This is a genomic window from Streptomyces sp. SLBN-8D4 (assembly GCF_049739545.1).
GTDB lineage: Bacteria > Actinomycetota > Actinomycetes > Streptomycetales > Streptomycetaceae > Streptomyces > Streptomyces canus_C.
In genome coordinates this window covers 6,368,447-6,380,936 of record NZ_JBMGQC010000001.1, presented here as the reverse complement: position 1 = coordinate 6,380,936, position 12,490 = coordinate 6,368,447, and the positions used below count along the sequence as shown (strand labels likewise).

Genomic DNA, 12,490 nt, shown 5'->3' with positions numbered 1-12,490 from the left:
GGAGGTCGACGATGACCCAGAGGACCGATCCCGTACGTGTCGTGGCGGCCGGCGACCACTTCGTCCTGCCGGGGCTGATCGCCGGGGCCGTCGAGGCCGAGCTGGGCGGCATCAGCGCGCAGACGAAGGAGGTGACGCTCGGCTGGCCCCTGGAGCCCTTCGGGCCCGTCTCGGAGGTGACGGAGGCGAGCGACGCCGAGGACGAGCTGATCGAGGCGCTGGACGGCGCGGAGGTCCTCGTCACCCAGATGGGCCCGGTCACCGAGCGGGTGCTGAACGCCGCCGACAGCCTGCGGCTGGTCGTCGTGTGCCGGGGCGGCCCGGTCAACGTGAACCTCGACGCGGCCAAGGCCCGTGACGTGCGGGTGTGCTTCGCGCCCGGCCGCAACGCCGCCGCCACCGCGGAGTTCACCGTCGGCATGCTGCTGGCCGCCGTGCGCCGCATCCCGCAGGCCCACGACCTCCTTGCCGGACAGGGCAGTTGGGAGGGCGGCGCCGCCTACTACACGTACGAGCACAGCGGCCTCGAACTGGAGGACCTGCCCGTCGGGCTCGTCGGCTACGGGGCCGTGGGCAGCCGGGTGGCACGCGTGCTGTGCGCGTTCGGGGCGCAGGTCATGGTGTACGACCCCTATGTGCGCGGCGAGATCCACGGTCTGCGGGTGCACTCCCTCGACCACCTCCTCGCCCGGTCCCGTGTCATCACCCTGCACGCCCGGCTCACCTCCGAGACCCGTGGTCTGATCGGCGCCCGGGAGCTGGGGCTGCTGCCCGAGGGGTCGGTCGTGGTGAACGTGGCCCGCGGCCCGCTGATCGACGAGTCCGCCCTGTGCGACGCCCTGGAGAGCGGCCGGCTGTCGGCGGCCGCCCTCGACACCTACGAGCTCGAACCGCTGCCCGCGGACTCCCGGCTGCACGCCCTGGCCGACCGGGTCGTCCTGACCCCCCACCTCGGCGGGGCGAGCCGGGCGGTGGCCGAGAAGGCGGCGAGGATCGCGGCGGCCGAGGTGGGCCGCTGGGCGCGGGGGGAGCCGTTGGCGCACTGCTTGACGTGACGGTCGTGGTCGGTCGTAGGAGGGCGTAGGAGGGAATCCGTATGTACGTCGGTATCGATGTGGGCACGTCCGTCGTCAAGGCCGCCGCCTTCGACGGCGGGGGCCGTCAACTGGCCGTCGAGTCACGCCCGGTGGAGCTCTCCCTGCACGGCGGGTTCGTCGAGCAGGACATGGACGAGGTCTACGGCGCCGTCGTCGACGTCCTCGGCAAGCTGACCGGGCGGGTGCCGGGGCCGGTGGAGCTGGCCGGGCTGACCGGGCAGGGCGACGGGGTGTGGCTGGTCGACGGGGAAGGGCGTCCGGTGCGGTCGGCGCTGTCCTGGATGGACGGGCGGGCGCACGAACTGCTCGACCAGTGGCTCGCGGACGGCACGTTCGAGACGGTGTTCCGGCGGACCGGCGGCGCGATGTTCCCGGGCTCGCCGGGACCCCTGCTGGCCTGGCTGGACCGGTACGACCCGAAGTCCCTGGACGCCGCCGCGGCCGCCGTGTACTGCAAGGACATGGTCTTCCAGCGGCTCACGGGGGCCGCGCGGGCGAGGACGGACGTGTCGGACGCGTCCATGCCCTTCCTCGACCCGCGGGCCCGGTCGTACGACAACCGGGTGGTGGAGCTCCTTGGGCTCACCCATCGCCGGCGGCTGCTGCCGCCCGTCGGGGATCCGATCACCACGGGCGAGGCGCGGGAAGGGCTGCCGTCCGGGACGCGGCTCTCGAACGGGCCGTACGACCTGCCGGCCTGTGCGCTGGGGGCGGGGGTCACCGAGCCCGGGGACGGTCTTCTGATCGTGGGGACCTGTCTCGCGGCGCTGGTCGCCACGACCGAGCTCGATCTGAGCGGTGAGCCGGCCGGCCTGTACATCTCCACCGACCGGCACGGGCACCGGCTGCGGGCGATGCCGGCGATGGTCGGGACCGCCGCGCTGGACTGGGTGCTGTCGACGACGGGCGTCACGCACGCGGAGGTGGACGAGCTGCTGGCGTCGACCCCGCCGGGGGCGCACGGGGTGCGGGTGCTGCCGTACTTCGCTCCCTCCGGGGAGCGGGCTCCGTTTGTCGAGCCCCATCTGCGGGCCGAGCTGAGCGGGGTCTCTCTGGAGACGACGCCTGCCGATCTGATCCGGGCGACCTGTGAGGGGATCGGGTACGCCGCTCGGCACTGTCTGGAGGCGGCGGGGCTGACGGGCGCTCTCGCGGTGTGCGGCGGGGGGACCCGGAGTCCTGCCTGGATGCAGCTGCTGGCGGATGTGCTCGGGCGGCCGCTCAGGGTCGTGGAGGGGGAGGTGGGGGCCCGGGGGGCCGTGTTGGCCGCGGCCGAGCGGTACGGGGTTTCTCTTGACGCCGGGGAGTGGACCGAGCCGACGGCGATTGTTGAGCCGGATTCGGGGCGTTCCGCGTACTACTCCAAGGGGTTCGAGGAGCATTTGGGACGGTTGGATGTGGCTCGGGGGCGGGCCGGTCGCTAGGAGTACACGGTGTTCATGCGGTGCTCGAATTGTGGTGGGACTCTTCAGGAGTTCCGCTCGCTCACCGACGACGAGCAGAAGTTCGTCCGGGAGCACAAGCCCAGGCACACCAGCCTGGGCTCGTACTTCCGGTGTGCTCGTGAAGGGTGTCTGCGGTATCAGCGGCGCGGGGACCAGAAGGACGGGGGGTCCTTCCCCAAGCCGGAGAAGTGACTACAGGTTGCTGAAGTCGGGGCCCTTGGTGCGGGTGCGCTTGATCTCGTAGAAGCCCGGGACCGAGGCGACCGCCACCGTGCCGTCCCACAGGCGGGCGGCCTCCTCGCCCTTGGGGGCCGGGGTGACGACCGGGCCGAAGAAGGCGATCTGCTCGCCGTCGGGGCCGGGGACCGCGATGACCGGGGTGCCGACGTCCTGGCCGACCTTGTCGATGCCCTCCTTGTGGGAGGCGCGCAGCTCGGCGTCGAACTCGAAGTCCTTCTGGTCGAAGTACCCGATCAGGTCGGCGGGCAGGCCGACGTCCGCCAGGGCGCCCTCGACGGCCTCGCGCGTCGGGCCCTGGCCCTCGTTGTGGATACGGGTGCCGAGCGCGGTGTACAGCGGGCCGAGGATGTCGGAGCCGTGCTTCTGCCAGGCCGCGGTGACCACCCGGATCGGCTGCCAGGCCTTGGTCTCAAGGAGTTCGCGGTACTCCTCGGGCAGTTCGTCGATCTTCGGTTCGTTCAGCACCGCCAGGCTCATGATGTGCCAGCGCACCTCGATGTCCCGGACCTTCTCGACCTCCAGGACCCAGCGGGAGGTCATCCAGGCCCAGGGGCACAGCGGGTCGAACCAGAAGTCGACGGGGGTCTTGCCGGAGGTGCTCGCGGTCTCGGACATGGGTCTCCTAGAGAAGTGTTCGTTTCACCCCGCAACACCGGTCGCCGCCCACCCCATTCCCGGCTGACCGATGTCAGGGGCACATGGCAGGATCGGGCCTGTCCGCATGCTGAACACCCATCCGAGGGAGCATCGCCCGTGCCCGGTGAGAATCTGTCCCGTGACGAGGCCCGGGAGCGGGCCGCCCTGCTGTCCGTCGACGGGTACGAGGTGTCCCTCGACCTGCGCTCGGCCGTCGGGGACGAGGCCGGGGACGGTCCGCGCACCTTCCGGTCGGTCACCACGATCCGCTTCCGGTGCAACGAGCCGGGGGCCACGAGCTTCGCGGACCTGATCGCACCGAGCGTCACGGCACTCTCGCTGAACGGCCGGGACCTGGACCCCGGCGAGGTCTTCGACGGCACCCGGATCGCCCTGGAGGACCTGGCCGCCGAGAACGAACTGATCGTGGACGCCCGGTGCGCCTACTCCCGCACCGGCGAGGGCATGCACCGCTTCGTCGACCCCGAGGACGGCGAGGTCTACCTCTACACCCAGTACGAGCCGGCCGACTCCCGCCGCGTCTTCGCGAACTTCGAGCAGCCGGACCTCAAGGCGCCCTTCCGCTTCGAGGTGCGGGCGCCGGAGGGCTGGACGGTGTGGAGCAACGGCGTCGGTTCGGAGCACGACGGTGTCTGGCGGTTCGCGGAGACCAAGCCGATCTCGACGTACATCACGTGTGTGGTGGCCGGTCCCTACCACTACGTGACGGATTCCTACGAGCGGGTCCTCGAGGACGGCACGCGCCTGGAGATCCCCCTCGGCGCCCTGTGCCGCAAGGGGCTCGCCCCCCACTTCGACTCCGACGACGTCTTCCTCGTCACCAAGCAGGGCCTGGACTTCTTCCACGAGCACTTCGACTACCCGTACCCCTTCGGGAAGTACGACCAGGCGTTCGTGCCCGAGTACAACCTCGGCGCGATGGAGAACCCGGGGCTCGTGACCTTCCGCGAGGAGTACATCTTCCGGGGCAGGGTCACCCGGGCGTCCTACGAGGGCCGGGCCAACGTCATCCTGCACGAGATGGCGCACATGTGGTTCGGCGACCTGGTCACCATGGTGTGGTGGGACGACCTGTGGCTGAAGGAGTCCTTCGCGGACTTCATGGGCACCTTCGCCAACGTCGGCGCGACCCGCTTCACCGACGCCTGGATCACCTTCGCCAACCGCCGCAAGGCCTGGGCCTACCGCGCCGACCAGCTGCCCTCCACGCACCCCATCACCGCCGACATCCGCGACCTCCAGGACGCCAAGCTCAACTTCGACGGCATCACGTACGCCAAGGGCGCCTCCGTACTGAAGCAGCTCGTCGCGTACGTCGGCCAGGACGCCTTCCTGGAGGGCGCGCGACGCTATTTCAAGCGGCACGCGTACGGCAACACACGGCTCGGCGACCTGCTGTCGGTCCTGGAGGAGACCAGCGGCCGGGACATGGGCGCGTGGGCGCGGTCCTGGCTCCAGACGGCCGGGGTCAACTCCCTCACCCCGCAGGTGCTGCTGAACGCCGAGGGGCGCGTGGACGAGCTGGCGGTCGTGCAGGAGGCCGCCGAGTCGCACCCCGAGCTGCGACCGCATCGCGTGGCGGTGGGCCTGTACCGCCGTACGCCCGAAGGGGCTCTGGAGCGGTACGTGCGTGCCGAGGCGGACGTCGACGGGCCGCGTACGGTCGTGGCGGAACTGGCCGGTGCCGAGGTGCCGGAGCTCGTGCTGGTCAACGACGACGACCTGACGTACTGCAAGACCCGCTTCGACGCGGGCTCCCTGGAGACCCTGAAGGCGGGGCTCGGCGACCTCACCGACCCGCTCGCCCGCGCCCTGTGCTGGTCGGCGCTGTGGAACATGACGCGGGACGCGCTGCTCCCGGCCGGGGAGTTCGTGGACATCGTGCTGCGCTTCGCGGGCCGCGAGTCCGACATCGGCGTCCTGCAGATGCTGCATGCCTGGGCCGAGTCGGCGCTCGTGCACTACGTGGCGCCCGAGTGGCGGGGCACGGGCGCGGGGCTGCTCGCCGAGGGGGCCGAGCGGGAGCTGCTCGCCGCCGAGCCGGGCAGCGAGCAGCAGTTGGCGTGGGCGCGGTTCTTCGCGCGGACGGCCGCGGACCGGGCCGCCTTCGACCTGTTGCAGGGCCTGCTGGACGGCACGTCGGCCATCGAGGGGCTGGACGTCGACCAGGAGCTGCGGTGGGCGTTCCTGCAGCCGCTGACCATGTGGGGGGTCGCCGACGAGAAGGCGCTGGCCGCCGAGCTCGCCCGCGACGACACCGCTTCCGGCAAGCGCCACCAGGTCCGCTGCCTGGCCGCCCGGCCCTCCGCGGCGGTCAAGGCGCAGGCGTGGGCGCAGGTCGTGGAGTCCGACGCGCTCTCCAACGCGCTGACCGAGGCGACGATCGCGGGGTTCGAGCAGCCGTCCCAGCGGACCCTGCTGGAGCCGTACACGGAGAAGTACTTCGCGGCGATCGAGCGGGTCTGGAAGGACCGCTCGATCCAGATCGCGATGAACATCGTCTCGGGGCTGTTCCCCTCCCTCCAGGACTCGCGGGCGACGCTGAACGCGGCCGACGCGTGGCTGGCGGCCCACGAGGACGCGGCGCCGGCGCTGCGCAGGCTGGTGCTGGAGGGGCGGGACGATCTGGCGCGGGCGCTGCGGGGGCAGGAATGCGACGCGCAGTCCGTCAACGCCGTCAACGCCGAGTGACCTTTGGCCTGAGCTTGGGCGTCCGGTAGCCGTTACGAAATACGGTCAATAGGAGCCGTAACCCCTGGTCCCACCCGAAAGGACCAGGGGTTTTCGCTCCCCGCTCGGCACCCGAACACCCGTCCTTTAGTGCTGTCTTGTCCGTATTTGTCGACGGGCGTGTAACAGCGGTTAGCGGGCGGTCCGGAGGCGGGAACCTCCGCTGCATGAACCACAACACCCCGGTCCCCCCGCTCTCCCCCCGCCCCCTGCGTCACCTCTCCGAGGTGCAGCGCCGTGTCGTGACGGCCGGCCGGCTGCGTGCGACCGGCGTCTCGGTCGCCGAGGCCAACGAGCAGTGCCGGCCCGGCGGCCCCTGGCAGCAGATCCTCCCGGGTGTCTTCCTGCTCCACCCGGGCCCGCCGACCAGCGAGGAGCGGCTGCACGCGGTGCTGATGTACGCGGCACGGGAGCAGAGCGCCGGGGTCCCGACGCAGCCGGGCGCGGAGGAGCCGCACCGCCCGGTGTACGCGGATGCGATGATCACCGGCCTGGCGGCGCTGACCCTGCACGGCTTCAGTTCGACCCCGCCGCTGCCCTCCCTGGACCGGATCGACGTCCTGGTCCCGAGGATGCGCCGGCTGCGCTCGACGGGCGGCGCGCGGATCGTCCGCACCTCGGGGCTCCCCGCCGCCGAACAGGTCACCGGCCTCCCGGTCGCCCCGGTGCCGCGCGCCCTCGCCGACGCGGTCACCGAACTGACCGACGGGGGCGCGGTACGCCGGCTGCTGACGGAGGCGGTGCGCGGCGGCCACTGCGAACCGGCCGCGGTCGTCCGGGAGTTGAACAACGCCAAGCTGCTGAGCCGCCCGCACGTGGTGGACGCGGTGGACTCCCTGCTCGCCGAGGGCCGCGCCATCGCGGAGGACCGCCTGTACCGCATGGTCGAGGAGTACGGCCTCCCCGACCCGGTGTGGAACGTCGACCTGAGGCTGCCGGGCGGCCCCCACCTGGGCGGCCTGGACGCGTACTGGCCGGTGCAGGCGGTCGCGGTGGAGCTGGACACCCGCGCTCCCCGTCAGGACGAGGACGCGCTCTGGTCCGAGTACGCCCGCAAGCGCGAGCACCTGGAGCGGCTCGGCATCACGGTCGTCCACATCACCCCGCGCAAGCTCCGTGACGCGATGGAACAGCAGGCGACGGTGGTCCGTACGGCCCTGATGGCCTCCGGCGACCGAGATCCCGCCGCGTATGTCGTGGTGCTGCCCCGGTAGTGACGGACCGGGGCGGGACCAGGAGGGGAGAGGAGGGGCCACGGCACTGGGGAGCGGGGCCCCTCCTCGCGTCGCGCGCCCGCGGCCGCTAGAGCGGGTCGGGCAGCGCGGGGTGGGCGACGCCCGCGGCGGCACGGTCCAGCAGGGCCGCGTACGACGCGATCATCCTCGTACGGCTGAAGCGTTCGCGGCTCGCCGCGAGGGCCGAGGCGAGGTCGGTTCGGGCATCCGCGGCCCGGGACCAGGCCGCCGCGATCTCCTCCGGGTCCGGGGCCGTGATCAGGCCGTGCCCCGCCACGATCGCCGCGCTGTCGCCGACGTCGGTCGCCACCGGGACCGCGCCGCACATCATGCCCTCGATCAGGCACAGCGGAGCGGCCTCGCCCCAGGCGGAGGTGAGAGCGACGACGTCCGAGGCGGCGTACAGCGTCTCCATGTCGCGCCGGACACCCAGCAGCCGCAGTCCCCGGTCCGCGAGAGCCGGGGCCCCTCGGAACGCCGTCGCGATGTCCGCGGTCAGCCCGGGGTTCGCCGCCGTCATGCCCGCCCCGCACATCAGCACCTGCCCGTCGGGGATCCGGCCGAGCCAGGCACGGGCGGCGGCGAGCAGCAGGGGGACGTTCTTCATCGCGTCGCAGCGGGCGGCGAAGACGACCACGGGGGCCGCCTGGCCGATGCCGAGTTCCGTGCGCAGCGCGAGGCGGCGGGCCGCGTCCGGGCGGAAGCGGAAGAGGTCGACCCCGTTGGGGATCACGTGGAGGAGCTCGGCGGGAATCCCGGCGGCCCGGTACGCGTCCCTCGTCGACTCGGCGCAGCAGACACAGGCCACGACCGTGCCGTCGGCGATGGCGGTCTTCAGCTCGTCGAGGGCGCGGCCCTGGTTCTCCGGGTCGGAGCGGTGCAGACAGACCACCACCGGGCGGCGCGGCAGCCCCGCCTGGTTCAGCAGCCCCAGCGGCTGTTCCTTCAGGGAGAGGACGACGTCCGCGCCGGCCGTCGCCCGGGCCGTTTCGGCCAGCTCCGGGCCGGTGAAGTCGGCCGAAACGCCGGTGCCGCGGAAGGTGCGGTCGAGGGAGGTGACGCCCACTCCGGCCGCGGTGAGCGCCCGGTAGCAGGTGTCGTCCGTCATCCGCTGCCGGGTCGTCTCCCGGTGCACCTCGCCGTACAGGCTCAGCACCCGATGGTGCTGGCCGCCCTCGGTGAGACCCAGAACGATGTCGCTGTGCACGATCCGGGCCCCACCGGAGAAGAAACCCTCGTAGACCGACAGCACTCGCAGCTCGCGTCCCGTACGCACACGACCACCCGCCTTGCACACCAATCGAGCCATCCCCGTGAAGTGCGGGTTAGCCGATATGAGGCGGTACGGACATTACGTCCGGATGAACGGCGCGCTTCGGATCCGAGTCGGCGCGCCTACCCGCCGCAGAACTCCGCCTCGACCACCGCGTCGGCGTCCCCCGACCAGTCGCCGTTGAAGTTGAAGGCGAGGGAGTGCCGGCCGTCGGCCGTGGTCACGGCCACGGAGGAGGAGCCGTGGATGCCGCCGTTGTGGCCCCAGACGTGGACTCCGCAGCTGAGCTTGCGGTCCATGAGCGCGAGGCCGTAGCCGGCGTTCGGGATCCCCTCGACGGGCACCGTCGTCTTCATCTCCTTCAGCTGCTTCGGCGGCAGCAGCCTGCCCTTCAGCAGGGCCGAGTAGAAGCGGTCCAGGTCGGCCGAGTCGGAGATCATCTCGCCCGCCGAGGAGGCGAGCGAGGGGTTCAGCTCGGTGACGTCGTACGTCGGTCCCGTCGCCGTCTCCGCGAGCTTGGAGTAGGCCCGGCTGCTGGGCCGGGGCACGGTGACGCGGGTGCCCGGGACCGAGGTGGCGCTCAGGTGCAGCGGGTCGATGATCCGGTGCCGGATCTCCTCGCCGTACGAGCGACCGGTGACCTTCTGGACCACCATGCCCGCCAGTACGTAGTTGGTGTTGGAGTAGTTCCAGGAGGTGCCCGGCGCGAAGTCCGGCTGGTGGGCCAGGGCGACCGCGACGAGCTGTCCGGGGCTCTGGGTGTCGTAACGGTGCTTGAAGAAGCCGTCCTTGAGGAAGTACGTGCGCCCGAACGTCTCGTCGGCGGTGTAGTTGAAGATCCCGCTCGTGTGGTTGAGGAGCTGCCGGAGGGTGATCCTGCTGCCGTCGTGGCCGTTGCCGCGGACCACGCCGGGCAGCCACTTCTCCACCGTGCCGTGGAGCGACAGCCGCCCCTCCGCCTCCAGTTGGAGCAGCACGGTGGAGACGAAGGTCTTGGTGATGGAGCCGACGCGGTAGCGGTCGTCCGCCGTGCGCGGGGCACGTGTCCTCAGATTGCCCACCCCGGCGGTGGTCGACCAGGTGCTGCGGCCGTCCCTCGCGGTGAGCGTCACCCCGGGCACCCCGTCCTGCACCGCGGCGCGGACGGCCTGCCGGGTGGCCGCGTGAGTGTCGGACCCGGCCGCCATCGCCGGAGCGGCGAGGCCGGTCGCGAGTGCCACCGCAGTCGCCCCGACCACCACAGTCGTACGTACGGTCATGTCTTCCCCCTGTTCAGGCACGCCAGGTCGGCGTGATCGGCGGGAGAGACCCCCGCCGGGAGGGGAAGGTTGAGGCCGGTCCGGCCGGTTGGGCGGGATTCAGCCCTTCTTCAGCACCAGCTCCGTGTTGCGGTCCCCCGAGGCGCCGCCGAGCTTGTCGCTGGAGCCGGGGGCGTTGTAGGCCAGTTCGCGGTAGAGGGCCGCGAGGCCGGTCTGGGAGAGGTCGGCGAAGTCGGTGCGGTGGGGGGCCGCGGACTCGACCAGGGTGGTGAAGATCGAGATCGTGCCGTCCTTGTTGTCGGCCAGCTCGATGACCCGGGCGAGGTGCGGGAAGTCGATGTGGGAGGCGGTGGAGATCTCCCAGAAGGAGCGGCCGTCGGGGGCCGAGTGGGCCTTGACCACATTGCGGTGGATGTGACCGTTGACCCAGGCGAGGACGTTGCTGTGGCTGGCCAGGAGGGCGACCACGTCTCCGCCGCCGTAGCGCCGCTCGTCCGGGTGGGCCGGGTCCCGGCGGAGGTTGTCCATGGAGTCGCTGGTGTGGTGGCTGAAGACGACGACGAAGGAGTCCTTGTTCTCCTGCAGCGTCCGGTCCAGCCAGCGCAGCTGCTTGGTGCCGACGGACCCCTGGTAGTGGCCTCCCGGGTCGGTGGTGTCGAGGCTGATGCCCACGACGTCGTCGGCGATGCGGAAGCTGTAGTACTGGGTGCCCGCGTCGAGGTTGGCGGTCGAGTAGCCATGTCCGACCGGGCCCACGCCCCGGTACGCGGGGTCGAGGTGGGCCGTGAGGTAGTCGCGGGCGGTGTAGGGGGCGCGCCGCTCGTCGGGGGTGACCGAGCGCATGTTCCGGGCGTGCGCCTTGAGCAGGTCGCGGAAGTGGTGGCCCTGCGGGTCGTTGGCCTTGCGGATCATGTCCTGGAGCTTCTTCGACTCGGACGCGGGCAGCGACATCAGCTTCTTGCCGCCGACGGCGTACTCGGCGAGCCAGGAGTCGCCGTGGCCGTAGCAGCCGAGCGGCAGGCTGTCGTGGTTGCCGACCGTGGAGTACCAGGGGATGGCGAGGCCGGGGCTGTTCACCTCCCGTATCGCGGCGGCGAGATAGCCGTGCAGGTGCGGGAAGCCGAGCTGCTTGTCCTGGTCGCGGGTGGTCGAGTCGGGCTGCCAGTACTGCTTGAGGCCGCTGTTCTGGACGCCCTCGTAGTGGCGCGGGTCCCCGGAGTTGGGGGTGATCCGGCCGCCGCTCATGACGGTGAGGAACCAGTCCAGCTCGTGGCGGGAGTTGTTGTCCGTGTTGTCGCCGGTCGTCATGGCGAACTGGAGCGGGGCGCCGGTGACGGGGCCGCCGCGCAGCGCGTTGACCCGCTCGACGAGCGAGATCGCGCCGGGCACGGTGAGCGCCTCCTGGGGCCGCCAGGCGTGCACGTCGGTCGAGCGCAGGTACTCCAGCCGCATCGGGTGCTGGCTGTCCATCAGGTGCAGGTCGGTGAACTGCACGAACGCGGCCAGGGAGGTACGCCGGCCGGCCCGCCCGGACTTCGGGGCGGCGAGCTCGGCGCGCACCTTGCGGCTCCAGCCGGGACCGTTGCCCAGGCGCCGGTAGCCGGAGCTCGTGCGCGGGGCGGCGACGGAGGCGACGGTGGTGCCGCGGGTGTACGGGGCGAGGGGGACCTCGACCGGGACGGCGGCCTTGTGGACGGTCTGCGCCACGGGTGCCTCGGCGGCACCGGTGGTCGTGGCGGCCTGGCTGTCGGTGGGCCGCAGGGCGTAGCCGACGCCCGCGGAGACGGCGACCGCACCTGCGGCGGCGAGGACGGTGCGACGGTGGACCGCCGGCGTGGTGCTGGCGACAGAGCGTGTGCGCGACATGGCGCGATCTCCCCGAGTGCGAACTGCGTCGGCAGTGGTCGCGGGGTGATCGCGTTCGCGAACAACCCGCTCGCTCTGGATGCTTGGCACCGGGAATGACCTGCGCGTGAACGAGACGGCAACGCGCAACGCCGATCACCGTACGTGGATCTTGGGCCACCCTGCGCGTTCAGGAGCGCTCGTCGAACGGCCCGGGGGCGGTCACTCCGTGTTCATCTTGCGGGGTACGACACCTATTCCCCGGGCCGTCCGGCCACCGGCCGCTCCCGCCACAGCCGCAGGCCGAAGTCCACCATGGGCACGCGCTTCAGCGCGGGTACCGCGTCCAGGTCGTGCCATGCGGCCATGTCGGTGGAGCCGCCGACCTCGTACCGCAGTTCGCCCCCGGTGACCCGGGCCTCGTACATGAGCCCCACGTGGTGGCGCTCGACCGTGCGGCCGAAGCGGCTCCGGGACGGGAAGCGCACCGACCGGACCCCGAGCATGCCGGTGATCTCGACGCGGTAGCCCGTCTCCTCCTCCACCTCCCGCAGGACGGTGTCGTGGGGGTCCTCGCCGTGCTCCATACCGCCACCGGGCAACGTCCACTCCGGCAGGCCGTCGTTGAGCCAGCGGGCCAGCAGGATCTGTTCGTCACGGACGCATATGGCGTAGGCCGCCACCCTCAACGTCTTGCGCATACGGGCAA

The 12,490-nt window shown here is 71.7% G+C and carries 10 protein-coding genes; 5 read left to right on the top strand and 5 right to left on the bottom strand.

Going from position 1 to position 12,490, the window contains the following annotated elements; translation table 11 throughout:
* Positions 1–11 precede the first annotated feature (11 nt).
* The 3 genes from RKD20_RS28930 to RKD20_RS28920 are packed head-to-tail and all read left to right on the top strand — an operon-like array spanning position 12 to position 2,734.
* Positions 12–1,055, top strand: a complete 1,044-nt coding sequence (locus tag RKD20_RS28930; RefSeq protein ID WP_424880265.1) for a 2-hydroxyacid dehydrogenase — start codon at positions 12–14, stop codon at positions 1,053–1,055.
* A 41-nt stretch (positions 1,056–1,096) separates the two neighbouring features.
* Positions 1,097–2,521, top strand: a complete 1,425-nt coding sequence (locus RKD20_RS28925; protein ID WP_424880264.1) for an FGGY family carbohydrate kinase — start codon at positions 1,097–1,099, stop codon at positions 2,519–2,521.
* A 15-nt stretch (positions 2,522–2,536) separates the two neighbouring features.
* Positions 2,537–2,734, top strand: coding sequence for a hypothetical protein (locus tag RKD20_RS28920; protein ID WP_424880263.1), 198 nt, complete (start codon positions 2,537–2,539; stop codon positions 2,732–2,734).
* Here the strand turns inward: RKD20_RS28920 and RKD20_RS28915 are convergent, their stop codons facing one another.
* Complete coding sequence (locus RKD20_RS28915; RefSeq protein WP_424880262.1) at positions 2,735–3,397, bottom strand: DsbA family protein; 663 nt, start codon at positions 3,395–3,397, stop codon at positions 2,735–2,737. It abuts the gene before it with no gap.
* Positions 3,398–3,535: 138 nt separating this feature from the next.
* On the opposite strand from RKD20_RS28915, the gene pepN reads away from it, so the two are divergent.
* Positions 3,536–6,130, top strand: a complete 2,595-nt coding sequence (gene pepN / locus RKD20_RS28910) for an aminopeptidase N (RefSeq protein WP_424880261.1) — start codon at positions 3,536–3,538, stop codon at positions 6,128–6,130.
* Positions 6,131–6,336: 206 nt separating this feature from the next.
* Positions 6,337–7,383, top strand: coding sequence for a hypothetical protein (locus tag RKD20_RS28905; protein ID WP_424880260.1), 1,047 nt, complete (start codon positions 6,337–6,339; stop codon positions 7,381–7,383).
* Between the two features lie 88 nt (positions 7,384–7,471).
* Here the strand turns inward: RKD20_RS28905 and RKD20_RS28900 are convergent, their stop codons facing one another.
* From RKD20_RS28900 to RKD20_RS28885, 4 genes are all read right to left on the bottom strand, one after another.
* Entirely contained in the window at positions 7,472–8,656 is a 1,185-nt protein-coding gene (locus tag RKD20_RS28900) for a glycosyltransferase (RefSeq protein WP_424883346.1), read from the bottom strand.
* A gap of 143 nt (positions 8,657–8,799) precedes the next feature.
* Positions 8,800–9,936 (bottom strand): serine hydrolase domain-containing protein, encoded by a 1,137-nt coding sequence (locus RKD20_RS28895; RefSeq protein ID WP_424880259.1) that lies wholly within the window; start codon positions 9,934–9,936, stop codon positions 8,800–8,802.
* Between the two features lie 99 nt (positions 9,937–10,035).
* Positions 10,036–11,802 (bottom strand): TIGR03767 family metallophosphoesterase, encoded by a 1,767-nt coding sequence (locus tag RKD20_RS28890; RefSeq protein ID WP_424880258.1) that lies wholly within the window; start codon positions 11,800–11,802, stop codon positions 10,036–10,038.
* A gap of 233 nt (positions 11,803–12,035) precedes the next feature.
* Positions 12,036–12,482 (bottom strand): NUDIX hydrolase, encoded by a 447-nt coding sequence (locus tag RKD20_RS28885; RefSeq protein ID WP_424880257.1) that lies wholly within the window; start codon positions 12,480–12,482, stop codon positions 12,036–12,038.
* Between the last annotated feature and the right edge of the window lie 8 nt (positions 12,483–12,490).

Bases quoted from the DNA above. Each gene is read 5' to 3' on its own strand.
- RKD20_RS28930 (WP_424880265.1), top strand. From the start codon at position 12: ATGACCCAGAGGACCGATCCCGTACGTGTCGTGGCGGCCGGCGACCAC.
- RKD20_RS28925 (WP_424880264.1), top strand. From the start codon at position 1,097: ATGTACGTCGGTATCGATGTGGGCACGTCCGTCGTCAAGGCCGCCGCC.
- RKD20_RS28920 (WP_424880263.1), top strand. From the start codon at position 2,537: ATGCGGTGCTCGAATTGTGGTGGGACTCTTCAGGAGTTCCGCTCGCTC.
- RKD20_RS28915 (WP_424880262.1), bottom strand. From the start codon at position 3,397: ATGTCCGAGACCGCGAGCACCTCCGGCAAGACCCCCGTCGACTTCTGG.
- RKD20_RS28905 (WP_424880260.1), top strand. From the start codon at position 6,337: ATGAACCACAACACCCCGGTCCCCCCGCTCTCCCCCCGCCCCCTGCGT.
- RKD20_RS28895 (WP_424880259.1), bottom strand. From the start codon at position 9,936: ATGACCGTACGTACGACTGTGGTGGTCGGGGCGACTGCGGTGGCACTC.
- RKD20_RS28890 (WP_424880258.1), bottom strand. From the start codon at position 11,802: ATGTCGCGCACACGCTCTGTCGCCAGCACCACGCCGGCGGTCCACCGT.
- RKD20_RS28885 (WP_424880257.1), bottom strand. From the start codon at position 12,482: ATGCGCAAGACGTTGAGGGTGGCGGCCTACGCCATATGCGTCCGTGAC.